The 23,920-nt window shown below is 59.0% G+C and carries 22 protein-coding genes; 12 read left to right on the plus strand and 10 right to left on the minus strand.

What is annotated here, in order from left to right; translation table 11 throughout:
• Nucleotides 1–59: 59 nt before the first annotated feature.
• Nucleotides 60–1,922: a DUF882 domain-containing protein gene (locus AAAB35_RS18495; RefSeq protein ID WP_340669742.1), complete on the plus strand. Its 1,863-nt coding sequence runs from the start codon at nucleotides 60–62 to the stop codon at nucleotides 1,920–1,922.
• Between the two features lie 260 nt (nucleotides 1,923–2,182).
• Here the strand turns inward: AAAB35_RS18495 and AAAB35_RS18500 are convergent, their stop codons facing one another.
• Entirely contained in the window at nucleotides 2,183–2,821 is a 639-nt protein-coding gene (locus tag AAAB35_RS18500) for a 2-dehydro-3-deoxy-phosphogluconate aldolase (protein ID WP_340669743.1), read from the minus strand.
• A gap of 169 nt (nucleotides 2,822–2,990) precedes the next feature.
• On the opposite strand from AAAB35_RS18500, the gene AAAB35_RS18505 reads away from it, so the two are divergent.
• A complete protein-coding gene (locus AAAB35_RS18505) occupies nucleotides 2,991–3,920 on the plus strand; it encodes a rhodanese-related sulfurtransferase (protein ID WP_340669744.1) in 930 nt (309 codons plus the stop codon).
• A gap of 134 nt (nucleotides 3,921–4,054) precedes the next feature.
• Nucleotides 4,055–4,771 carry a tellurite resistance TerB family protein gene (locus AAAB35_RS18510; protein WP_340669746.1) on the plus strand — a complete coding sequence of 239 codons (717 nt, stop codon included), beginning with the start codon at nucleotides 4,055–4,057 and terminating at the stop codon, nucleotides 4,769–4,771.
• 94 nt (nucleotides 4,772–4,865) lie between these two features.
• On the opposite strand, the gene AAAB35_RS18515 is transcribed toward AAAB35_RS18510, so the two are convergent.
• The gene (locus tag AAAB35_RS18515) at nucleotides 4,866–6,035 is read right to left on the minus strand and encodes a pyridoxal phosphate-dependent aminotransferase (protein ID WP_340669747.1); all 1,170 of its coding nucleotides are present in this window, start codon (nucleotides 6,033–6,035) and stop codon (nucleotides 4,866–4,868) included.
• Between the two features lie 97 nt (nucleotides 6,036–6,132).
• On the opposite strand from AAAB35_RS18515, the gene AAAB35_RS18520 reads away from it, so the two are divergent.
• The gene (locus AAAB35_RS18520; RefSeq protein WP_340669748.1) at nucleotides 6,133–6,807 is read left to right on the plus strand and encodes a GNAT family protein; all 675 of its coding nucleotides are present in this window, start codon (nucleotides 6,133–6,135) and stop codon (nucleotides 6,805–6,807) included.
• A 71-nt stretch (nucleotides 6,808–6,878) separates the two neighbouring features.
• On the plus strand, nucleotides 6,879–7,082 hold the full coding sequence (locus tag AAAB35_RS18525) for a hypothetical protein (RefSeq protein ID WP_340669749.1): 204 nt from the start codon (nucleotides 6,879–6,881) through the stop codon (nucleotides 7,080–7,082).
• 1 nt (nucleotide 7,083) lies between these two features.
• Here the strand turns inward: AAAB35_RS18525 and AAAB35_RS18530 are convergent, their stop codons facing one another.
• From AAAB35_RS18530 to AAAB35_RS18545, 4 genes are all read right to left on the minus strand, one after another.
• Nucleotides 7,084–8,178: a nickel/cobalt transporter gene (locus AAAB35_RS18530; protein WP_340669750.1), complete on the minus strand. Its 1,095-nt coding sequence runs from the start codon at nucleotides 8,176–8,178 to the stop codon at nucleotides 7,084–7,086.
• A gap of 14 nt (nucleotides 8,179–8,192) precedes the next feature.
• On the minus strand, nucleotides 8,193–8,849 hold the full coding sequence (locus tag AAAB35_RS18535; protein WP_340669751.1) for a DUF1007 family protein: 657 nt from the start codon (nucleotides 8,847–8,849) through the stop codon (nucleotides 8,193–8,195).
• A gap of 81 nt (nucleotides 8,850–8,930) precedes the next feature.
• A complete protein-coding gene (locus AAAB35_RS18540) occupies nucleotides 8,931–9,830 on the minus strand; it encodes a LysR family transcriptional regulator (RefSeq protein WP_340669752.1) in 900 nt (299 codons plus the stop codon).
• A 1-nt stretch (nucleotide 9,831) separates the two neighbouring features.
• The gene (locus AAAB35_RS18545; protein WP_340669753.1) at nucleotides 9,832–11,025 is read right to left on the minus strand and encodes an amidase; all 1,194 of its coding nucleotides are present in this window, start codon (nucleotides 11,023–11,025) and stop codon (nucleotides 9,832–9,834) included.
• A 541-nt stretch (nucleotides 11,026–11,566) separates the two neighbouring features.
• Between AAAB35_RS18545 and odc2 the strand changes: the two genes are divergently transcribed.
• On the plus strand, nucleotides 11,567–12,700 hold the full coding sequence (gene odc2, locus AAAB35_RS18550) for an ornithine/lysine decarboxylase (RefSeq protein WP_340669754.1): 1,134 nt from the start codon (nucleotides 11,567–11,569) through the stop codon (nucleotides 12,698–12,700).
• A gap of 82 nt (nucleotides 12,701–12,782) precedes the next feature.
• The gene (locus tag AAAB35_RS18555) at nucleotides 12,783–13,397 is read left to right on the plus strand and encodes an N-acetyltransferase (RefSeq protein ID WP_340669755.1); all 615 of its coding nucleotides are present in this window, start codon (nucleotides 12,783–12,785) and stop codon (nucleotides 13,395–13,397) included.
• A 39-nt stretch (nucleotides 13,398–13,436) separates the two neighbouring features.
• Here AAAB35_RS18555 and AAAB35_RS18560 read toward each other — a convergent pair whose 3' ends face one another.
• From AAAB35_RS18560 to AAAB35_RS18570, 3 genes are all read right to left on the minus strand, one after another.
• On the minus strand, nucleotides 13,437–14,051 hold the full coding sequence (locus AAAB35_RS18560; protein ID WP_340669756.1) for an alpha/beta hydrolase: 615 nt from the start codon (nucleotides 14,049–14,051) through the stop codon (nucleotides 13,437–13,439).
• Between the two features lie 149 nt (nucleotides 14,052–14,200).
• A complete protein-coding gene (gndA, locus tag AAAB35_RS18565; protein WP_340669757.1) occupies nucleotides 14,201–15,619 on the minus strand; it encodes an NADP-dependent phosphogluconate dehydrogenase in 1,419 nt (472 codons plus the stop codon).
• Between the two features lie 119 nt (nucleotides 15,620–15,738).
• Nucleotides 15,739–16,572 carry a MurR/RpiR family transcriptional regulator gene (locus tag AAAB35_RS18570; RefSeq protein WP_340669758.1) on the minus strand — a complete coding sequence of 278 codons (834 nt, stop codon included), beginning with the start codon at nucleotides 16,570–16,572 and terminating at the stop codon, nucleotides 15,739–15,741.
• A gap of 144 nt (nucleotides 16,573–16,716) precedes the next feature.
• On the opposite strand from AAAB35_RS18570, the gene AAAB35_RS18575 reads away from it, so the two are divergent.
• The 5 genes from AAAB35_RS18575 to AAAB35_RS18595 all read left to right on the plus strand — a co-directional run bounded on the left by AAAB35_RS18575 (nucleotide 16,717) and on the right by AAAB35_RS18595 (nucleotide 23,203).
• Nucleotides 16,717–17,523 (plus strand): N-formylglutamate amidohydrolase, encoded by an 807-nt coding sequence (locus tag AAAB35_RS18575; protein WP_340669759.1) that lies wholly within the window; start codon nucleotides 16,717–16,719, stop codon nucleotides 17,521–17,523.
• Nucleotides 17,524–17,590: 67 nt separating this feature from the next.
• Complete coding sequence (locus AAAB35_RS18580) at nucleotides 17,591–19,144, plus strand: amino acid permease (protein ID WP_340669760.1); 1,554 nt, start codon at nucleotides 17,591–17,593, stop codon at nucleotides 19,142–19,144.
• Between the two features lie 79 nt (nucleotides 19,145–19,223).
• On the plus strand, nucleotides 19,224–20,594 hold the full coding sequence (locus AAAB35_RS18585; protein WP_340669761.1) for a glutamine synthetase family protein: 1,371 nt from the start codon (nucleotides 19,224–19,226) through the stop codon (nucleotides 20,592–20,594).
• A 34-nt stretch (nucleotides 20,595–20,628) separates the two neighbouring features.
• The gene (locus tag AAAB35_RS18590) at nucleotides 20,629–22,014 is read left to right on the plus strand and encodes an aldehyde dehydrogenase family protein (RefSeq protein WP_340669762.1); all 1,386 of its coding nucleotides are present in this window, start codon (nucleotides 20,629–20,631) and stop codon (nucleotides 22,012–22,014) included.
• 22 nt (nucleotides 22,015–22,036) lie between these two features.
• Nucleotides 22,037–23,203 carry an iron-containing alcohol dehydrogenase gene (locus AAAB35_RS18595; RefSeq protein WP_340669763.1) on the plus strand — a complete coding sequence of 389 codons (1,167 nt, stop codon included), beginning with the start codon at nucleotides 22,037–22,039 and terminating at the stop codon, nucleotides 23,201–23,203.
• A gap of 156 nt (nucleotides 23,204–23,359) precedes the next feature.
• Here the strand turns inward: AAAB35_RS18595 and AAAB35_RS18600 are convergent, their stop codons facing one another.
• Entirely contained in the window at nucleotides 23,360–23,644 is a 285-nt protein-coding gene (locus AAAB35_RS18600) for a hypothetical protein (protein ID WP_340669764.1), read from the minus strand.
• Nucleotides 23,645–23,920: the final 276 nt, after the last annotated feature.

Here is a 23,920-nt window from a genome sequence, read left to right on the forward strand (position 1 = left end):
ATAATTCAGCCATCCGGGGGTTGTAAATCGCGGTCAGGGTTGGGACGAAATTGTCATACATGAAACATGCAGAGAACGGCAGTTCGACGGTTGCCTCGCTCGCGCGTACCGCTTGGTTTGCCTTCACTATGATCGTTGCGTCGATGCTCTTTGCCTCAGCCCAGGCGAATGCCGAGACCCGCACACTCCGGCTTTATGCCGTTCACACGAATGAGCGTATCGAAGTCACGTTCAAGAAGGACGGCCGGTTTCAGCAGGATGGCTTGAACAGGCTGAACAAGTTCCTGCGCGACTGGCGCCGCAACGAACCCACCAAGATGGACCCCCGTCTGTTCGACCTCGTCTGGCAGATCTACCAGACGGTCGGCGGCCGCGACTATATCTACGTCATTTGCGGCTATCGTTCGCCAGCAACGAATTCCATGCTGCGTTCGCGTTCGCGCGGTGTTGCCGAAAAGAGCCAGCACATGCTCGGCAAGGCGATGGACTGGTATCTGCCGGGCGTCAAGCTTCAGACCCTTCGCTACACCGCCCTGAAGTTCCAGGCAGGCGGCGTTGGTTACTATCCAACCTCTGGCTCGCCGTTCGTCCATACCGACGTCGGCAACGTGCGTTATTGGCCACGCATGAGCCGCAAGGAACTCCTGACCGTATTCCCGGATGGCAAGACCTTGCACATTCCATCCGACGGCAAGCCGCTTCCTGGATACGAGCAGGCCGTTGCCGCTTATGAAGCACGCCGTCGCAATGGTAGCTCCATCCAGATCGCCAGCGCCTCGCGCTCCGGTCGAGGCAAGACGCTCTTCGGCATACTCTTTGGCGGAGGCGCGGATGAAGCCGAAGACTCCGGCGAAGGTTCAGTCGCTGTAGCCTCCGCTGCGAAACCGGCGAAGAGCGTGGCGGGGCAGCCTGCATCCGTCGCTGACGAGGCAGAGGGTAAGGCAGCGCCGGTGGCAACGACCGCCAAGGCACCGCCTCCCGCCGAACAGGATATGCAGGCCGGTACGCCGGACGACAGCCAGTCTCTGGCCCTGAACGTACCTGTGCCGCTGCGCCGGCCCGACTATTCGCCGACACCTGTGCCTGAAGCACCCGCAACGCTCAACGCGCTTGCCTCCGACAAGTCCACTGTGATTGCGGCTCTGCCAGAACCGCGGCCGCAGGATAGTGCGAGCGCCATTCGTGACCTCATTGCCGCCAACCCCGACGCTAGTGATAGCGACGCTGGCAAGGCACAGGCCGAGATGGTCAATGCGCTGGTTCCTGTGCCTTTCGAGAAGCCGAAGCACAATGACATGATGATGGCGTCGATCGTTCCCGATCAGCGTCCAGCTGCCGTGAGTGCCGCAGCCGTGACAACGAAGGCACCGGCGTACGATGCTGCATCGGCGGAACAGGACGTCATCCAGATTCCGGACGAAGACCCGACACCAGAAGCGCTGCTGCGTCAGTCAGCGGCATCGCAGCCGTTGCCGACTGTTCCGAGCACGACGGGTGGGCGCGTGACGCATCCACAGCCCGCAACGCAGCAGAACATACAGCTTGCGTCGGCCGCGCAGCAGGATTCGTTGCGGCAAACCATGCTCCATGCCAACGGCGACCCGGTCGCCATGCTCGACAGCGGCGTCATCACGACCGCGAAGGGTGCCAAGCCGCACCGGCAGGCTGCACAGGAACAGGCGCCCAAGTCGATCCAGGTTGCGTCTGACGTGCCGGATCGCGCTCTGTCCAACGAACAGGTGGCGGACGTGTCGCCGCAAGTTGAACCGGCAGTCATCCGCAATGCCTTGCTGCGCACTGCGCCGACCACCGTCTATGTCGCCGGCTTCCAGCATGATGCACCGGTAGCGGCCAACAAGTTTACCGGCAAGGCCGTGACGTTCTTGCAAATTGCCAAGTTCAGTCCGACGAGCGGATCGTAAATAGCATCCCCACAAGCGGAGGTTCGTTCGGCGCTCCTGCCTTGACGTCCCCCCACTGCCCAGCCGCCATCCTCGGGCTTGAACCGCGAATCCATGACACGAGAATACTGGTCGTTCTGACTATGCGATCCACTTCACCGACTGATAGTGGAGGATCCTCGGGTCAAGCCCGAGGATGACGGTGGAGCTCCATAGTCGTGAAGCGACCCCGGAGGGTGACTTGCCCAAGGTCGCAGGCAAGCAACAAGCAAAAACTTGCCCTAGCAAGCCAGTTTTACTGCATCGGCGGCGAGCCGGGTAATCTCGTCCCACTTGCCCGCCTTGACGAGTTCCTCCGGGGCGACCCACGAGCCACCCACGCAGACCACATTCGGCAGGCCCAGATAGGTCTTGGCATTGGCGGCGCTGATGCCACCTGTCGGGCAGAAAATTGTGCCCGACAGCGGCGATGCAAGCGACTTGAGGAAGGTCGCACCGCCTGCCTGTTCCGCCGGGAAGAACTTCAGCAATGTGTAGCCTTCCTCGCGCAGCGTCATGATCTCGCCGGGCGTAATGGCTCCGGGCAGCAAGGGCACCTTACTGTTGCGGGCGGCTTCGATCAGCTGCGGCGTAGCGCCGGGGCTGACGATAAAGCGCGAACCCGCAGCGACGGCTTCCTCGTATTGACGTGCATTGAGAATGGTGCCGGCGCCAACGATTGCTTCCGGCACTTCGTCAGCCACCGCGCGGATGGCGTCGAGCGCGGCCGGAGTTCGGAGGGTAATTTCGATTGCCGGCAGACCGCCCTTGGCGAGCGCGCGCGCGAGTGGCACCGCGTGGGCAACATCGTGCACGAGAATGACCGGAATAACCGGCTGGCCCTTGAGTACGGGTAATAGCAGATCGGTCTTCTGGGTCATGTCGTTCGCTCCATTAGCCTTGGGTTCAATCGATTTAGTAGGGCAGGGCCGGTTTGTCCACCAAATCCCGGAAATACTGGCCAACAAGTACGACGAGACTATGGGCCACAGCACGGAATTCGCCAAAATGCTTGAAATCGAGCCCCCGGCACAGTAGTTGGATGCGATCATGACCGATCGTTCTTCAAATCTGCCCTTCAAAGTGGCTGCGCTTTATCGCTTTGCGAGGCTGGATCACTATCAGTCCCTGCAGGAACCCTTGGCAAAGCTTTGCTGCGGGCTAGGCATCAAAGGGACGCTCCTCCTCGCCAAAGAAGGCATTAATGGCACTGTTGCGGGATCGGCGGCAGCAATCCAGCAACTTGTCGATTTCCTCAACGCCGAACCGGCCATTGCCGGCATGGAGCTCAAATACTCCCATTCAAGCGAAATGCCGTTCAAGCGCATGAAGGTGCGGCTGAAGAAAGAGATCGTCACGATGGGCGTTGCCGATATCGATCCGCTGCAAAGTGTAGGCACCTATGTGCAGCCCGAAGACTGGAATGCGCTTATCTCGGCCCCGGATACCATCCTTATCGATACGCGCAACGATTACGAAACGGCAATCGGCACATTTGCCGGCGCTGTCGATCCCCAGACCAAGACCTTCCGCGAGTTTCCGCAGTGGGTGGACGCCCACCGCGACGCGTTGCAGGGCAAGAAGATCGCCATGTTTTGTACGGGCGGCATCCGCTGCGAGAAGGCAACGGCTTTTGTCAAGGGCCTGGGCTTCGAGGATGTGTTCCACCTCAAAGGCGGCATCCTGAAATATCTCGAGGATATCCCTGCCGAGGATAGCCGCTGGGAGGGGGAATGTTTCGTCTTCGACGAGCGCGTCTCAGTTGGCCATGGCCTTGTGGAGGGCGAAGCGGAACTCTGTCACGCATGCCGCAATCCGATCGCTACCGAGGACAAGCTATCGCCGCTGTTCGAAGACGGCGTGTCGTGCCCCAATTGCTACCACGAGCGCACGGATGAAGATCGTGCCCGCTTTGCCGAGCGGCAGAAACAGGTGCGGCTGGCGAGAGAGCGCGGCGCGAAAGAGCACATAGGATCGTAACGTTTGGCACGCACGCTCCGGTGGATTCGCTGATCTGAGCAGGCGTCCGACAAATCTCCCTCCAGTCATTGCAATGCCACGAACCCGGTCCTAACTAAGCGGGGCCAGGTCATGCAGCCAAAGAGGAGATTAGCATGCTCGATCCGAAGAAGATTCTCGATGATTTCCTTGGAAGCAACATCCCCGGGACCGGAACGTCCGTACGTGACACCACCGGCAAGGCAACGCAGATGGCCAAAGACAATCCACTCGCTGCCGGCGCAATCGCCGCAATCCTCCTTGGCACGGGAACTGGCCGGGAAGTTGCGGGCGGCGCCTTGAAGCTTGGCGGTCTCGCCGCCGTGGCGGGCCTTGCCTACAAGGCCTATCAGAATTATCAGTCCGGCAAGGCTCCCGCCGAGGCCGAGCCGATGGCGCTTGACGGTGAACTGCTGCCGCCGCCGAGCGATTCAAGCTTCCATCCCGAAACGGCGCCGCAAGGCGCGCACGAATTTGCGCTGGTGCTGGTGCGCGCGATGATCGCCGCCGCCCGCGCCGATGGCCACGTAGACGACGCCGAACGTAAGCGCATCGCTGAAAAGCTGGCTCTTTCCGGCCTCAACAGCGACACCCAGGCGTTTCTCACGAACGAGCTCAACGCGCCCGTCGACATCGACGCCCTCGTTGCCGCCGCGGTCACCGACGCGCAGAAAGTCGAGCTCTACACCGCTTCGCGGCTTGCCATCGATCCGAAGACAAGAGCAGAACGCGGCTATCTCGACTTGCTTGCCGGGCGGCTCAAGCTGCCGGACAGCCTGATCGATCACATCGAAGCGACAGTTTCGAATGCCAAGGCGAGCACGCCGGCCTAAGCGCTCGCGTGGCGCGTCGCGGAAGCGTTCGCACGCCAGTTTGTGGATCCTCGAGGCAAGCCCGAAGATCCACGCAGTCTCCTGAAAACACGCGCTATTTCGCGAGGAACTTTTCGATCCGCTCGATAGCGCGCAGGATATTCTCTTCCGAGTTGGCATAGGAGAGGCGCACATAGCCTTCGCCGAGAATGCCGAAATCCGGTCCGCCGATCAGGGCAACGCCCGCCTCATCGAGGAGTGCCGAAGCCAGTTGCTTGGCGGGCCAGCCCGTCTCCTTGATGTTGGGAAAAGCGTAGAACGCGCCCTTTGGCGTCGCGCAACTGATTCCGGGCAGGCTGTTCAGCCCGTCAACGACGATGCGGCGGCGATTGTCGAAGGCCCGGCACATCTTTTCAACGTCGTCCTGTGGCCCGTCAATGGCGGCGATCCCGGCGAACTGGCTCGGAGCGTTGACGCAGGACCAGCAATTGACGGCGAATTTGCGAACCTTGTCGTAGAGCTGATCGGGCCAGATCGACCAGCCCATGCGCCAGCCGGTCATGGCCCATGTCTTGGACCAGCCGTTCAAAACGATCAATCGGTCGCGGATCGCGGGGAAGGTGAGGAGCGAGCACTGTTCCTCCCCGTCATAGGTCATGACATCATAGATCTCGTCCGACATGATGGCGACATGCGGGTGGGCTTCAAGTCCCTTGACCAGTTTTTCGACCTCGGCCCGCGGCGTCACGCCGCCGGTCGGATTGGCGGGGGAGTTGAGGATCAGTAGCCGCGTCTTCGGCGTGATCAGCGCCAGCGTTTCATCTGCTGAGAAGGCAAAGCCGTTCTCTTCCCGTATCGGTACGGGAATTGGCTTGGCGCCGGTAAATTCGATCATCGAACGGTATATCGGAAAGCCCGGATCGGGATAGAGGATTTCCGCGCCGGGTTCGCCAAAGATCAGGATAGCCGCGAACATCGTAACTTTGCCGCCCGGTACGATGATGATGTTTTCCGGAGAAACTTCGACACCCGTCGTCGTCAACGTGCGCCTTGCCACCGCTTCGCGCGCCGCCAACAGGCCCGTTGCAGGGGTGTAACCATGGTGTCCGTCCTTCAGCGCCTTGATGGCCGCATCGACGATATGCGCAGGCGTCTTGAAGTCGGGCTGACCGATGCCGAGATTGATGATGTCCTTGCCCTGGGCGCTGAGGGCAGTCGCGCGCGCCAGCACGGCAAATGCATTCTCTTCACCGATACGGTCGAATCCCGGAATAGTGCGCAGCATATTCTTGTCTCACATACAATTTTCAACTTCTGCTTTGTGCTTTGAGTACAGTAACAAGTCAAACATTCTGACCGACCCCGAGCGAGCAAAATCGACCATGACGGATTTGACGAATTGGACACCCCGGCCCCTTCCTGCCCGTGAAGCCCTCGAAGGGCGCTTCGTTCGCCTCGAACCGCTTGATCCGGCAAAGCATGGCGAAGGGCTCTACGAGGCATCGAGCGTAGCCGATGCGGATGACCGTTTCCGCTATCTTTTCGAGTTTCCGCCGCAGACTCGCGAGGCTTTCAACGAGTGGTTGGAAAAGGTCGCAGCAAGCAAGGATCCTTTGTTCTTCGCCGTCATCGACAAGGCCAGCGGCAAGGTTGCCGGGCGCCAGACCCTGATGCGCATCGATCCTACGTTCGGGGTAATCGAAATCGGCAATATCTATTGGGGCCCGCTTATATCGCGCAAACCGGCGGCGACCGAAGCGCAATACCTGTTCATGGCCTATATTTTCGACGAGCTCGGCTACCGGCGCTACGAATGGAAGTGCAACAATGCAAACGAGCCCTCGAAACGCGCAGCCGAGCGCTTCGGCTTCAAGTTCGAGGGTGTGTTCCGCCAACACATGGTGGCCAAGGGCAAGAACAGGGATACCGCCTGGTTCTCGGTCATCGACAGCGAATGGCCGGCACTGAGGGCCGCCTATCAGGGATGGCTGTCGCCGGACAATTTCGATGCTGAGGGCAAGCAGATCAGGCGTCTCGAGGAGTTCCGCGCTGCCTGAAAGCGCCCCTTGCATAAAAACCTGCGCCCGCTACAAACCCACACAACTGCAATTGGGGCGTTTGACGCGTGATGGATCCGAAAACTCGTAGTGCCGCCATCGCGGCAGCGTGCATCATGTTTGGCTTCGGCATCGTCGCCTATTGGATGCCAACGCTGATGCTGGCGCTTGGCGCGCGCTCGACATCAGCTGCTGGGATCCTCGCGGTGGTTTTCGTCGCCGGCTTTTTTGTCGTGTTCTGGCTGCGCGCCCGGCGGCAGCACAGGGACGACTGACTTAAAAGCGCAGCGACGCGGTCAAAAGCAGAATGCCGAATAGGACGATGAAGAGCGCGCCGCCAACTTCGATGATGTTTTGAACACGGCCGGAAAGGGCGGAAGCGCCTGAAATCTTGAGCGCCACGTTTTTCGCGGTCACCGCCAATGTGGCGAGGATGGCCACGGTAATGAAAGTCCCGAACGCCATGGCGAACACCGAAAGCACGCCGCCGAGGAAAAGCCCATTGAGCAGCGAAAAGGTGAGAACGATCAGCGCTCCCGAACAGGGACGCAGGCCAACGGCGACAATCGCCGCCCACGCCGTCTTCCAGTTGAATTCGCCGGCAAGCATGGCAGGATCCGGCGCGTGCGAATGCCCGCAGGTCTCGCAGACATCACCCTCGGCATGATGATGGCCAAGGGAGTGATGGTCATGATGGTGAGCATGGCTGGCACGGGTATGATGCTCGGCATGATCATGATGGTGGTGTTCATGATGGACATGGTGATGCTCATGATCGTGGGCGTGCGCCACAGCGGCGCCGCCGCGACTTTCAGCAACAAGTTGGGCCACGCGCGGGCGGAACAGTTGTGGAACCTTGCGCCAGAGCAGTGACAGGCCAAAGGCGATGATCAACACGAAACTCGCGATCTCCATGTAGCGCGCCGCATCGTTCATCGAGATTGTGGTGCCGCGCAATACCAGGAATGTGAGGCCGATAATGAAAAGCGCAGTGATGGCCTGCAGCATCGACGAGGCAAAGGATAAGAGAACGCCACGACGCAATGTCGTCTCATTGGCCAGCATATACGAGGAGATCACCGCCTTGCCGTGCCCGGGACCGACGGCGTGGAGGATGCCGTAAAGGAACGACAGGCCAACCAGGATCGATGTCTGCCAGGGGTCCTCGCGCATGACCTTGAGAGCATGTGTCATGGCGAGGTAGAAATTCCGCTGCTGGAGATTGATCCAGAGGATAAGTTCGGCAAACGGCCCGGTCGGCTGCATGGCGACCTCGTTCGACCCGATTCCGAGCGAGGAACTCTGGGCAAGGGCATGGCCGCTGACAAGAACAATGAGTGCCAGGGTGCCGAACAAAGTCCGTTTGCGCATGGTCTATCCTTCAATCACCCTTTCGGGCATTCGATCTCCAGCCGTGTCGCAAAAATCTTCGACATGTTGGTTCCGGTCGGATCGTTGAAAAAGGCGTCGGTCAATGTCGCCTGGTTTGCTGCGATGGCTTCATCGGGATCCGGGCGGACGACCTTCTGCGTGCAGCCGGCCGGTAGGCCGTTGACGTGAATATCCGTGTCGTTGACGTAATCGATGGCCGTATAGAATGTCGGATCGTAAACGCCGAAACTGGTCTTTTTTCCGAGTTTCAGCGGCTGTTTCGGGGCGCTCTCGAATATGATCATCAACTGGTTGTTCTGAAAATCCGCGATCAGGTGCTGCGGGGCCGCCATCGCGATCTGCTTGCCGTCGAGCGCAACCGACTGGAAGTAGTCGTATTCGGATATCGACGCGTTGATCGTCGAGGCGAGTTCCGTCAGTTCCTTTTCGTCAAGCTTCATGTCTGCGTTCTTGTCGAACTCGACGAGCACTGTGCTGGAGAATATATCGTCGAAGCGCCAGACGTGACCGAGCTTTTCCACCGCGCCGTCGGGCGTGATCGTTATATCGAGCCGCGCTTCGGCAAAGACGTGCGGGTGCACATAGGCCGGGGTGGCAAAGGTCAGTCCCGCCACCAATGCGCCGATGAAAACCGCGAATCTCTGCTGCATGAACGACCTTTCGTGAGTTGCCGTAAGGGATATCCCGAAATTGGCGAAATTGGGACGATATAATATAACATTTTAGTTTAATCAGGCGCGGCGGTTTTCCTTGAACCATTTGGCGAGATAATCGACGAGAACACGTACTTTCGCCGGGAGGTAGCGCCGATGCGGATAGACCGCATGAATACCTGCGTCGTGGGGAATGAAACCTTCGAGAACGCCCACGAGCCTGCCGCTGTCGATATCCGCCTGCGCGATGAAATCGGGCAGGAGCGCAAATCCAAGGCCGGCAAGTGCAGCGCGACGCGTGGATAGCGGACTGTTGATCTCGATCGGCCCCGAAACTTGCACGGATAGCGGCGCGCCGTCCTCATTATGAAATTGCCAGGTATTGCGCGATCGGTTGTTGGTATCGACGATGCAGGGCAGCGAGGCAAGGAGTTCCGGGCGCTGCGGACGGCCCACCCTTTCGATCAGTTCCGGTGAGCCGCAGGCAATGACGTGGAAGGGTGCGAGACGTTTGGCGATAAGCGAAGAGTCCTGCATGCGAGTGATGCGGATCGCAAGGTCAAAGCCCTCCTCGACGAGATCGACGAAGCGGTCGTCGAGCCGGACATCGAGGATGATATCGGGCTGCTCGGCGCAAAAATCGATGAGGCACTGACCGATCTCGGCGTCGGCAAAGGTGCGCGGAGCGGATATCTTGATGCGTCCCTTGATATCGCTGCTTGATTCGCGCACTGCCTCCTGCAGGCTTTCCACTTCCCGCAGGATTTCGCTGGCGCGCTGGTAGTAGGTATGGCCGGCTTCCGTCAGCGAGAATTGCCGCGTGGTGCGGTTAAGGAGCAGCGCGCCGAGTTCGTCTTCGAGTTCCCGCACATACTTCGACAAAAGCGCCTTGGAGCGTCCGATCTTGCGCGCAGCCGCAGAAAATCCTTCGGCCTCGACCACGTCGATGAAGGCGCGCATGCGGGTGAGCGTGTCCATCTCAGGTCGTCCTGTCCGATTTGTCGAGGATGGCCCGGCCAAGGCTGATCAATGCGCGGTCGCTGCCCTTCGGTCCGAGCAGCGATATGCCAAAGGGTGCGCCGTGTACCTCACCAAGCGGCAAAGTGATTTGCGGGAAGCCTGAGAGCGGGGAAAGGCACAGGAGGTGCAGCATGCGCTCCCGATAGGTCTGAAGATCATCAAAGGCCGCAGCGGCGAGCGGCGCCGCGCCAGGTACGGTGGGCAAAATCATGATGCCGTCCTCGCGCAGGAGATCAGCGAGCTCGGAGCGGAAAAGGTCGCGGCGGCGTGTCTGCGCATCATAAGTCGCCCGATCGATCCCGGAACTGTACTCAAATCGTTCGCGTACTCCCGGGCCGAGATCACGATCCCTGGCGCTTATCCAGGCTCCGTGCGCTTGCCATACCTCGAAGCCCTGAATCTGACGGAAACAGAGATAGAGATCGTCCATCGACGCGGTGGGTTGGCGCGCGGACCGGGCTTGGCCAAGATGGGCACAAACAGTGGCATACATCTTCCTGTATGCACCGTCCTCAGCTTCGCCAAGAAGCAAGTGTTCGAGCAGGGGGATGAAGAGCGGCCGAACCAGCTTGAAGTCCTGCGCGTCGGAGCCGAGCAGGACCGATCCCACTTTCTCGTAAAGGGCAATATCCTTGGCGAACCAGCCAAATACGTCGAGCGACGGCGCAAGCGGCATCGCCCCTTCGAGCGTGATGCGGCCATGCGTCGGTCGCAAACCCGGCAGACCGCAAAAACTTGCCGGAGCGCGGATCGACCCGCCCGTGTCGGAGCCGGAGGCGATGGTAACGAGGCCGCCGGCGACAGCCGAAACAGATCCCGACGATGACCCGCCGGTTACGCGATCGGGAGCCACCGGATTGACCGGGGGCGGATAATGGGCGTTCTGTCCCAGCAGGGAGAAGGCGAACTCGTCCGTCTGCGATTTGCCTGCGAGCTTCGCCCCGCTGTCGAGCAGCACCTGGATCGCTGGCGCCGTGTGCATCGCAGGGGGTGATTCGGCAGCCTTTTGCAGATTGCCGCATCCGGTGACCATTCCGGCCACGTCAAAAATGTCCTTCACGGCAAGGGTTTCCCCGGTCAGCGGTCCGCGCGCCGAAACGATCGGAGGCAGCGGCACATCGAGAAGGGCATTGAGGGGCGGGATTGTGCTCATCGTTCAATGATTCTAGGCCATTTATCCGGCGCTGTTCAATGAATAAAATATTTTGCATCGGCCCATAATTTTCATTGATTGGACACATCTTTCCACTTATATGGCGCTTGCCCAAAGTCGCACGTGCCTGTGGGTGTCCGCCGATCCTCATAATGGTGAGGAAACGGTATGGTACCTGGAACTAACCCCTCCAGTCAGTTTAGCGGCCTACTGCTGAACTGAGGACATCTTGAAGCAACGACGGTGCGGGCCTTTCTGGTGTCTTCCGGCTGTCCATAAGCCGGGATTACTGAAGAGGCACACCTTCATTGCCTGTAGTGCGGATGGGTACATCCAAGCCAAGGCAGACAAAGCGGATTTACGCTGGTTCCAGCGTCAGTCCATCGCCGTATGAATCGTCTCGTGGTTTCAGCATCTCCAAAGGCTGGCCTCACGCAGGACCGACTCATGCACTTTGTCCATGCGGTACATCGGGCGCGTCCCAAGAAACCGCTACTTGCACAAGGCGGCCGCAAGTGCCGCTACGGATTGGAGACCCAAGATGGCTACACAGCGTATCCTCGACTTCATCAACACCCGACGTCCGAACGGCCCGTGCCTCGTCGTCGACCTCGAAGTCATTCGGGAAAATTTCCACAATTTTGAAATGGCTTTGCCGGAGTCGAAGATTTTCTACGCCGTAAAGGCGAATCCCGCGCCAGAAATCCTTCGCCTGCTCGCCTCGCTTGGCTCGAGCTTCGATACAGCTTCCGTAGCCGAGATCGAAATGGCGCTCGACGCCGGCGCAACGGCGGATCGTATCTCCTTCGGCAACACCATCAAGAAGGAGCGCGATATCGCACGCGCCTTCGAACTGGGCATCCGGCTCTACGCCGTCGATTGCGTCGAGGAAGTGGAAAAGGTTGCGCGTGCAGCTCCCGGCTCGCGCGTCTTCTGTCGCGTTCTGACTGACGGTGCCGGCGCCGAGTGGCCGCTATCGCGCAAGTTCGGCTGCGTTCCTGCCATGGCCGTCGACGTACTGCGCGCTGCGCAGAAGCTCGGCCTCGACTCCTATGGTGTTTCGTTCCATGTCGGCTCGCAGCAGACGGATCTTTCCGCCTGGGACCGCGCACTCGGCGACGCGAAGCAGGTATTCGATACACTCTCCAAGGAAGGCATCACGCTGAAGATGGTCAACATGGGTGGCGGGTTCCCCACCCGTTACCTCAAGGACGTGCCGACTGCCCAGGCGTATGGTCAGGCGATCTTCCAGGCTTTGAGCCGGCACTTCGGCAACCGTTTGCCTGAAACGATCATCGAGCCCGGTCGCGGCATGGTCGGCAACGCCGGCGTCATCAAGGCCGAGGTCGTTCTCGTCTCGAAGAAGGCGGACAATGACAATGTTCGCTGGGTCTATCTCGACATCGGTAAGTTCGGCGGGCTTGCCGAAACGATGGACGAGGCGATCCGCTACCAGATCACCACGCCGCGCGATGGCGATCACAACGCGCCTTGCGTTCTTGCAGGTCCAACCTGCGATAGCGCCGACGTGATGTATGAAAAGAACCCCTATCCGCTGCCAATCTCGCTGACCATCGGCGACGAAGTGCTGATCGAGGGAACCGGCGCCTATACCACGACCTACTCGGCGGTTGCCTTCAACGGCTTCGAACCACTCCGATCATACGTCATCTGATCGGGCATTGCTCGATCGTGGATTACTGGCCGGCAATTTGCCGGCCGTGATGACGCACCGTGATTGAAGATTGGTCAAGACAATGAACGCAGTAGATTTCAACCAGCAGGAGCTGCACGCCCAAAACGTACAGGCATATACAATACGCAACGAGACCGCACAGGACGAAGGCGCGCGGGAGGCTTTGCTCGACCGTGCCATGGGCGAGGGGCGCCGGCGTAAGTCGTCGGAAAAGCTGCGGCGTGGACGCCTTCCCTCCGAAGGCCTTGCCTTCGTCGCGCGCGGCGAAGACGGCACGCTGCTCGGTTCCGTAAGGCTGTGGGATATTCAGGCAGGTCACGATGCTGCCGGCAAGCCGGTACGCGCCTTGCTCCTTGGACCGTTGGCCGTCGAGCCCGCCCTCAAGGGCCAGGGGATCGGCGTCGCGCTGATGCGCCATGGAATCAGCGAGGCAGGCCGCCTCGGCCATGGCGCGATCATCCTCGTCGGCGATCCGGAATATTACGAGCGGTTCGGCTTTGACGGTGAGAAGACTGCACCGCTTGCCATGCCGGGTCCCGTCGAGCGTCGCCGGTTCCTCGCGCTTGAACTGAAGCCAGACCACCTTGCAGGCGCCCACGGCATGTTGTCGCCGCGCGGCCGCAAGTCGTCGCGAGCAACGAAGGTTGCGCCCGTTTCCCTGCGTTTCTCGATGTAGAGGAAAGAGCGCCCTCATCGTGAGGGGGCTCGAACGTCATCAGACAGTTTCGCCTACAAAGCGTTCGATCGCTGCGACTTCGCTCTGCTGAATTTCATGCCCGCCCGGATGCCAGACGAGGTCTGTGTTTGCGCCCTGCGCCGTCAGATAGTCGGCAAGAGCCTGCGTCATTGCCGGAGGACAAATCGGGTCCGATTGCCCCGCCGTAATCAGCACGCGCTTACCGTTGAGCGCCGGCTGCGGGGCCGGCTGCCACGGGATGAGCGGATGCAGGAGCATCGCCTCGTCGAACAGATCGGGCTGTGCGAGCATTACCGACGCAAGTATGTTGGCTCCGTTGGAATAGCCGAGGCCGATGACCTTCGAAGGTTGCGCCTCAGCCTTATGGGCACGAATGAAGTCGGCCATGGCCGCGGTCCGCCGCGAAAGATCGTCCATATCGTAGACGCCTTCACCCGTGCGGCGGAAGAACCGAGCCGCGCCATGTTCCAAGACGTCTCCACGCGGCGAGACAATCCCAGCGGCGGGGATGAGCCCGCGGCCGAAATCGAAGAATTGGTTTTCGTCGCCGCCGGTGCCATGGAAGACAAACAGCAATGGCTTGCCCGGCTGATCCGCCTTATGAATGCGATGGTTGTAGCTTTTTACTGACATGACTAGTCACTCCAGCACGGCAGCTTGCCGGCTCCATTGTTGTGGTGCATGGCAGCTATATGTCGTCGAACCGGGCTTGCTTAAACCCGGCTCATGCTTGATGCATTGTCGCCGTCACGTAGACAATGCCGATTCAGCGTGTCCAGCCTTTAACTCACGTCCGACCATGGTCCGTGGAAGTCGCCGTCCTGATCCAGCCGCTTGAACCCGTGCGCGCCAAAGAAATCGCGTTGCGCCTGGATAAGATTTGCAGTGCCGCGCTCCTGCCGGTAACCGTCGAAATAGTTGAGCGCTGCGGCCAGCGCAGGTACCGGCAGACCTGCCAGTGCCGCTTCGGCGACCACCCCGCGCAAGGAAGCCGATCCCGTCTTCATACGCTCGACAAAGGCTGGCGCGAGAAGCAGGTTCTTGCCTTCGCTGCCTTCGAAAGCAGCAGCGATCTCGTCGAGAAACTGCGAGCGGATGATGCAGCCGGCACGCCAGATACGGGCAGTCGTCGCCAGAGGAATATTCCAGCCGTTTTGCTTCGACGCGCCGGCCATGACTTCGAAACCTTGCGCATAGGCTGCAATCTTGCCGGCAAGCAGCCCTGCTTCAAGTGCATCGATGAAGGCGGCATCATGGGCAAGCTTTCGGCCAGCGAGAAGATTGCCGTAAGATTCCGCAGCCTCTTTGCGTTCTCCCACCAGCGACGAGATCGAACGAGCAGCGACGGCCGCCTCGATCGCCGTCGCCGGAATGCCGAGCATCTGTGCCTCGATCGCCGCCCAGCGTCCGGTACCCTTCTGGCCGGCGCTGTCGAGGATAACATCGACCGCCGGCTTGCCGGTATCCTTGTCAGTGGAAGCCAGCACGTTTGCCGTGATCTCGATGAGGTATGAGTTGAGCGGGCCTTCGTTCCATTTCTCGAAGATCTTGCCGATGGCATCCGGCGCGAGGCCAAGGCCATCGCGCAATATACCGTAGACTTCGGCGATCATCTGCATGTCGGCATATTCGATGCCGTTGTGAATTGTCTTGACGAAGTGGCCGGCGCCGTCGGGGCCGAGGAGCGCGGCACAGGATTCGCCCTTGTACTTTGCCGAAATGGCGGTCAGGACGGACTCGATACGGGCATAGGATTCAGGCGTGCCGCCAACCATGATCGATGGGCCATGCCGCGCGCCTTCCTCGCCTCCCGAAACACCCATGCCAACGAAGGTCGGATCATTGGGACCCAGAGCGGCAAGGCGGCGGACCGTATCGTGGAAATTGGCATTACCGGCATCGATGATGATATCGTCCTTGGCGAGAAACGGCTTAAGGGCCGCGATCTGCTCGTCAACGGCTTCGCCGGCCTTGACCAGCAGAATGATGGGGCGGGGCGCCCGGATGTTGTTCGCAAGATCTTCGAGTGTTTCGCAAGGAACAATCTTGTCCTTCAGGTCGCCGGCGTCCTCGTAGAACTCGTGGGTCTTTGCAACCGTACGGTTGAAGACTGCGACGCGATAACCGTTCTCGGCAATATTGAGCGCCAGATTGGCGCCCATGACGCCAAGGCCGATCAATCCGATGTCAGCTTGCTGCATGATATTTGTCCTTGATCAATTCGATAATCACTTTTTCGGAACAGGCAACGCCTGGCAGTCCAGCATGGCCGGGAACCGCATTTGTATATCAATCAGGCGATGGGGCAATGCCCGGTTGTCTATTTGTCACGTAACTGTTCCATGTCGCGGATGCGATCGGCGCTGCTTTTTTCAAGCTTGCGCGTTACCTCGGCAATCAAGGTCTCGGCGACGAGAAAGAGGGTTGCGGACGAATCCCACGGCGAGGGAACGGCGGTGCGCCCGGCGATGACATGTCGCGCAAAACGGGCAATCGGGGAAAGCCATTGGTCAGTAATGAGCACGATTTCGACCCCGCGTGTCTGGGCCTTTTCGGCAAAACGAATAAGGCTCTCCTGGTAGCGGCGAATATCGAAGATGACGAGCACATCTTTTTTTCCCATGTCGATCAATTGGTCCCGCCAGTGGCTTTCCTGCCCAGTCAGATGCGTGACGCCAGGACGCGTGATCTTGAGATGCGCGGCCATGTAACGCGCAATGGGGTCCGTGAAGCGCCCACCAAGTAGGTAGATGCGTGCCCGCCCACGGCTGAGTGCATCGGTGACGTCCTCAAGCTGCTGTACGGAAAGGTGCTGAAAGGTCTCGCGGATATTATCGATTGCGGCCTCCATCAGCGGGAACTCGGCGCCATCCTTCGTCGCCTGTATCGCCGCCGCCCGGTTCCAGGGCGACTGCAGCTGGGCCGCGAGCTCATCCTGCAGCGCGCCCTGGAATTCCGGGTAACCCTGGAAGCCGAGCCGCGAGACGAAGCGCAGTATGGTGGGCGAACTGACGCCCGCCTGAGTCGAGAATTCGGCAACGGTGCGAAGCCCGATCAGAGGATAATTGGCGACGAGCGTCTGGGCGGCCTTGCGCTCCGACGCGGACATGCTGTCGATTTTCTCGGCGATCAGCTCGGAAATGCTGGTGTGCATCGCTGTTTCCCCATCTTCGCCTTCCCGATCCGGCCAATCGCAAATTCGGATTTGACAAATTTTATCGTTGTGTATCAAATCATACGTGAGTGGAAACAAAAATACAAAATGTAACGTAAAATACAGCTTGCCAGAGAGAGCGAAATGGGAAAGTCGCAGGCAACGGTCGAAGGCCATGATGCGGTCCGCATATCAAACGCGGCCGGCACCGGCCCATTCGTCATTCTCTGCGACCATGCTTCCAATCACATTCCGGAAAGCTATGGCACGCTCGGCCTCCAACCAGTGGACCTCAAACGGCACATCGCCTGGGACCCCGGTGCACGGGGCGTGAGCATGGTCATGAGCGGGCTTTTGGATGCGCCGCTCGTCGAATCCTGCGTGTCGCGTCTGATCATAGATTGCAACCGCCCGCTCGATGCGCCCGATCTTATCCCGTCGCTGAGCGAAGCAACAACCATCCCGGCCAATCTCGACTTGAGCGTAGCGGAGATACACCAGCGCATCGCGCTTTCGCATGGGCCCTATCACGGGGCAATCGAGAACCTGGCGCGTGAACGTGCGGCCAAGGGCATGCCCGATCCCATCTATGTGGCGGTACATTCCTATACGCCCGTTTATCGCGGCATTTCGCGCCCTTGGGACATCGGTATAATTCATGACGCTGACGACAGGATAGCCGCGCCACTGATTGCCGGACTCGAAGCGCTGAATCAGTATTGCGTCGGCGTCAACGAGCCCTATTCGCCGGCGGATCGAGTCTACTACACGTTGGAGCGACATGCGTCCGCTCTCGGGTATCCGGCGGTGATGATCGAGATCCGCAACGATCTCATCACCACTGCTCAAGAAGAAATGGCATGGGGCGAAACGCTTTCCAGGCTGCTTAGGGAGATCGTGGAGCGGCCGCTTTCGAAAGCGGCGGGCTCGCCAAGAAGGGGAATGGCATAAACAGACTACGGAGTAGCCTCTCGCGAGTATCTGACATTGCAACTTACCAGAATAATAGGGGAACGTGATGACACAGCAGGACTATACTGAGATAGACAAATCGGAAGACATAAAGGTCCTCCACAGCATGGGCTACGCCCAGGAATTGGAGCGGCGGCTCAGCCGCTTTTCGAACTTCGCCGTCTCCTTCTCGATTATCTGCATTCTTTCAGGCGGCATCAACTCGCTGGCCCAGGCAACCTCAGGCGCCGGCGGCATCGGCATCGGTATTGGCTGGCTTGTCGGGTGTTTCGTCTCGCTGACCTTTGCCGTCGCTATGTCGCAGATCAGTTCCGCCTATCCGACGGCGGGCGGCCTCTATCACTGGGGTTCGATCCTCGGCAATCGCGGCACCGGCTGGGTCACCGCCTGGCTCAATCTTCTCGGGCTCATCACCGTTCTTGGTGCCATCAACGTGGGTACCTGGACGTTCTTCGTCGGCGCTTTCGGCCCGTCGCTCGGTATTGAAAATACGCTGACGACGCAGACGATCTTCCTCATCATCATCACTGGCGCCCAGGCCCTCATCAACCATCTCGGCATCAAGCTGACGGCGAAATTGACAGATTTCTCCGGATACTTGATCTTCTTCGGCTCGATCCTGATTGCCGTCGTCTGCCTGCTCTCGGCCGAGACCTGGGACTTCAGCCGTCTCTTCACGTTCCATAATTATTCCGGCGAGGCGGGCGGCAATGTCTGGCCGGCCGTATCGAACTGGTGGGTGTTCGCGCTCGGCCTGTTGCTGCCAATCTATACGATCACCGGCTATGATGCTTCTGCACATACGTCGGAAGAAACGTTGAAGGCCGCGAGTTCCGTTCCGCGCGCCATGGTCATGTCGGTAGTCTGGTCGGCAATCTTCGGCTACCTGTTCCTTGCCGCTTTCATCCTGATGATTCCGAACATGGACGAAGCGGCGGCACAGGGCTGGAATGTCTTTTTCTGGGCCTTCGACCAGCGGGTTGGTACTGGTCTCAAAGAGTTCGTCTACATCGTCGTTTTCTTGGCTCAGCTGCTCTGCGGCCTCGCCACGGTGACATCGGCCTCGCGCATGATCTTCGCCTTCTCGCGTGATGGTGGCCTGCCCGGCTCCGCAGCGCTCGCCAAGGTCAGCCCGACCTACCGCACACCGGTGGCCGCGATCTGGACATCAGCAGTTCTTTCTGTGTTGTTCGTATGGGGTTCATCGATCGTCTCTGTCGCGGGCACCTCAGCCTATACGATCGTCGTCTCCTGCACGGTTATCTTCCTGTTCCTGTCGTTCACGGTGCCGATTGTCCTGGGTCTCCTCGCCTGGGGAACCCCGAAATGGGACAAGATGGGGCCGTGGAACATGGGACGCGGGATCTTCACGCTGTTTGCAATCCTTTCAGTCCTTTCGATGATCCTGATTTTCATCATCGGTATCCAGCCGCCTAACGACTGGGCGCTCTATATCACCGTTGGGTTCTTCATCCTGACTGCTGTCGTCTGGTTCGCGTTCGAAAAACGCCGGTTCCAGGGACCGCCGCTCGGCGAAATCATCGCCGCACGTCAGGCCGCGATCAAGGCAGCGGAGCAGGCTGTCGGCGAACGAGGCTGATTTCAACAAGTGGGGCGACCGGTCTGGTGCCGGTCGCCCCTTTTATTTTGACCCGAATTGACGTTTCAAAGGAAAGAATATGCCCGGACATTGGAGTTTCGACGATCTAAAGCGCCGTGTGAACAATGATGAAATTGATACGGTTCTGGCCTGCTTCGTGGACATGCAGGGACGGTTGATCGGCAAGCGCTTCCACGCCACCTATTTCGTCGATTCCGCCCACGACGAGACCCATGGCTGCAACTACCTGCTCGCCAACGATATCGATATGGAGCCGGTTCCGGGATACAAGGCTGCGAGCTGGAAGCAGGGCTATGGCGATTTCATCATCAAGCCTGACCTTTCAACCATCCGTCACATTCCATGGCTGGAGAAATGCGCGCTGGTACTGTGCGATATTCTCGACCATCACCATCATGAAGACCTGGCGCATTCGCCGCGCAGCATCCTGAAGCGCCAGCTGGCCAGATTGAAGGAGCGTGGCTATCTCGCGTATTTTGCCTCTGAGCTCGAATTTTATCTCTTTGACGAGACCTATGAGACCGCCCGGGCGAAACATTGGAAAGGCATGAATACGGCATCGCCCTACATCCAGGACTATGTGATCCAGATGACGACCAAGGAAGACGCGGTTATGCGAGCGATCCGCAACGGGCTGTTCGATGCCGGCATACCCGTCGAGAATTCCAAGGGCGAATGGGGTCCGGGCCAGGAAGAAATCAATGTGCGCTACGCCGAAGCGCTGGAAATGGCAGACCGCCACGTGGTTATGAAGAATGGCTGCAAGGAGATCGCAACCCAGATGGGCAAGGCGATTACCTTCATGGCGAAGTACGACTATTCACTCGCCGGAAGCTCAAGCCATGTCCACAACTCGCTGTGGAGCGCCGACGGCAAGACGCCGCTTTTCTACGACAAGAAGGCCGAATACACGATGTCGCCGCTGATGCGTCAGTGGGTGGCCGGGCAATTGAAATATGCAGACGATTTCACCTACTTCCTCGCGCCCTATATCAATTCCTATAAACGCTTCCAGGCAGGCACGTTTGCGCCGACGAAAAATGTCTGGAGCCTCGACAATCGCACGGCCGGCTTCCGCCTTTGTGGCGAAGGCACCAAGGGAATCCGGATCGAATGCCGCATCGGTGGCGCGGATCTCAACCCCTATCTCGCCTTTGCCGGGCTCATCGCGGCTGGCCTTGCCGGGATTGACGAGAAACTCGAACTTGCCGCGCCGTTCAAGGGGGACGCCTATGGGGGCGCGCGTCTCAAGGAAATTCCGAAGACCTTGCGCGAAGCGACCGAAACGCTGGCTCGCTCCAAGATGCTTAAAACGGCACTCGGCGATGATGTCATCGAGCACTATGTTCACACCGCGCGCTGGGAGCAGTTCGAATATGATCGCCGCGTGACCGACTGGGAGTTGCATCGCGGCTTCGAACGGTATTGAAGACGAACACGAAACCAGACTTGAGGTTGTACCCATGGCCGATACGGTCAAATTGATTACTCCGATTGACGGCTCTGTCTATGCGGAACGTCCCATCGCTACCGACAAGGCCGTGGACGCGGCAGTGGAAGCGGCAAAACAGGCGCAGGCCGAATGGGCACAAACAAGCATTGCCGAGCGCGGACGGCTATGCCTTGCGGCGCTCGATGCGCTGCTCGCCGTGAACGATGAGATCGTACCTGAAATCGCTTGGCAGATGGGTCGCCCCGTTCGCTTTGGCGGCGAGAAAGGCGGGGTTGAAGAGCGCACCCGCTACATGGTTCGCATTGCTGAACAGGCGCTGGCGCCCGTTGTCGAGAACGACAAGCCTGGCTTCCGCCGCTATATCAGGCATGTGCCGCTCGGCGTCGTCATGGTGATCGCGCCGTGGAACTATCCGTATCTCACGGCGATCAACACGATCATCCCCGCATTGATGGCGGGTAATGCCGTCATTCTCAAACACGCCGCGCAGACGCTGCTTGTTGGCGAACGTTTTGCAGAGGCATTCGCAAAGGCAGGACTGCCGAAGGGCGTATTTCAGAACATCGTTCTCAGCCATACCCAGACCGAGAAGCTGCTCGGCTCTGGCCGGATCGACCATGTCAATTTCACGGGCTCGGTTGCCGGTGGCCGTGCCATCGAGAAGGCTGCCGCAGGCACGTTCATGACGCTCGGGCTCGAACTCGGCGGCAAGGATCCCGCCTATGTACTGCCGGATGTCAATCTCGATCATGCTGTCGCCAATCTTGTTGACGGTGCCTTCTTCAATTCGGGCCAATGTTGTTGCGGTATCGAGCGCATCTATGTGCACGAGGATGTTTACGACGGCTTTGTTGATGGATTCATAGGTCTGACCAAGCAATACGTCGTCGGCAATCCGCTGGATGCCGCAACGACCATGGGTCCGATGGCGCAGACGCGTTTTGCCGATCTGGTCCGCGAGCAGAAGGCCGAAGCGTTAAGAAAGGGCGCAAAGGCACATGTGAATATGCGTGTCACGGACGATACCGCGGGCTCGCCCTATCTTGCGCCGGAAGTTTTGACCGGGGTTGATCACCAGATGAGCGTCATGCGTGAAGAAAGCTTTGGTCCGATCGTCGGAATCATGAAGGTCCGCAACGACGAGGAGGCCATCGCCCTGATGAACGACAGCCAATACGGACTGACGGCATCACTGTGGACAACCGATACCGATCACGCAGCCGCCGTCGGCGACCGCATCGAGACCGGCACCGTGTTCATGAACCGTTGTGACTATATCGACCCTGCGCTGGTCTGGACCGGAGTCAAGGAAACAGGCAAGGGGGGCGCGATGTCAGCCATCGGTTACGGCAATCTGACAAGGCCGAAATCCTATCATCTGCGCGAAGCGATCTGAATTTTCCGAAAAGAGACATCACATGAGCAAACTCATTTCCAAGTGGAATTATCCGACCACGGTTCGCTTTGGCGCGGGGCGTATCAAGGAACTGCCCGAAGTATTAGAGGCAACAGGCATCAAGAAGCCGCTGTTTGTCACTGACCCGGGCCTCGCCAAGCTTCCTGTCGTGGCAAGCACACTGAAAATCCTTGATGACGCAAAAATACCCTATGGCGTGTTCTCGGATGTTAAGCCTAATCCGGTTGAGTCGAACCTTACGGCGGGCATTGCCGCCCTCAAGAAGGGCAAGCATGACGGCGTCATCGCCTTTGGCGGGGGCTCGGCCCTTGATCTAGGCAAGCTGATTGCCTTCCAGGCGGGGCAGACGCGACCGGTTTGGGATTTCGAAGACATTGGCGACTGGTGGACCCGGGCCGACAGCGATGCGATCGCGCCGATTATTGCTGTCCCCACGACCGCGGGGACCGGTTCAGAGGTCGGTCGCGCCGGCGTCATCACCCATGAGGAAAGCCATACGAAGAAGGTGATCTTCCACCCGAAGATGCTGCCGGCGATCGTGATCGCCGATCCCGAATTGTCGGTCGGCATGCCAGCTTTCATCACGGCAGGAACTGGCATGGATGCGCTCGCCCATTGCCTCGAAGCCTACTGCGCGCCGGGCTATCATCCGATGGCAGACGGCATCGCTTTAGAAGGTATACGGCTTGTGTTCGAGAACCTCCCGAAGGCATTTGCCAATGGCAAGGATTTGACGGCACGCGCTCATATGATGAGCGCAGCGGCAATGGGCGCGACGGCGTTTCAAAAAGGACTTGGCGCGATCCATTCGTTGTCGCATCCGATCGGGGCGATCTACGACACGCATCACGGCATGACCAACGCCGTCTTCATGCCCTATGTGCTTGCCTTCAACCGCGATGCTGTCGAGGAGCGCATTGCACGCCTTGCAAATTATATCGGCATCAAGGGAGGCTTCGACGGATTTGCCAAGGCGATATTGAAGCTGCGCAAGGAATTGAAAGTACCCCACACCTTGCCCGGTCTGATCAAGGATCTCGACATGACCAAAAAGCAGAAAGAACGCATCGCGGATATGGCGATTATCGATCCGACGGCAGGCGGCAATCCGGTGAAACTGACGAAGAAGGCCGCGCTCAAGTTGCTCGAGGAAGCAATCGCGGGGTAGCCTCACGCTTTGCTATCGAGCTAAATCGGGGCGGCGGAAAAGGCGCTCCCGGCGATTGGCATCATGAGGCTGGTATCACAAGTGTCGAGTGGTAGCGCCAAAGTTTGGAATCAGCAGTCACGAGTGGCACAGCCTCATGGAGCGCTTGGGCGATCATTATACGGTCAAACGGATCGGAGTGGTCCGGATAATGCGGGAGAGACGCCATCCCTTCGGCATGTTCTCCCGTGACCGTAATTCCGCAATTCCTGCAAGATGGAACGCAGAGCGCGCATCGCGCGGATGCAGTTTGAGATTGCCCTTCGAGCGTTTGATCGCAATTTCCCAAATAGCCGCAGCGCTCACGTACAAGTTATTATCCGGGTTCTCGGCGATATCGACGACCTTGGAAGACAGACCATCGGATCCCTCGGCAATCCAGAGCGCTATAGGGGTATCCAACAGAAGCTTCACGGGGCTAACTGTCGCGAAGCGCTGCTTTCGAAGTCTTCCGCAACATCGCCGTCAATTCCATTAAAAGCCTCAATAGTCTTCGGAATATCGAGACCCCTCAAGAATGTGCCGCGCCGTCCCAATACGCTTTGGCGGGGTAAATGGCACAAGCTTTGCGACCGGAGCACCGTTTCTGGCCAAAATAAACTCGCTTTCCCGACCGAGCTCAAGGCTTTCTACCAAGCTTGAGAGCTGCGTTTTGGCCTCGTGCATATTAACCGTAAC

This window comes from Phyllobacterium sp. (assembly GCF_037994425.1).
Taxonomy (GTDB): domain Bacteria; phylum Pseudomonadota; class Alphaproteobacteria; order Rhizobiales; family Rhizobiaceae; genus Phyllobacterium.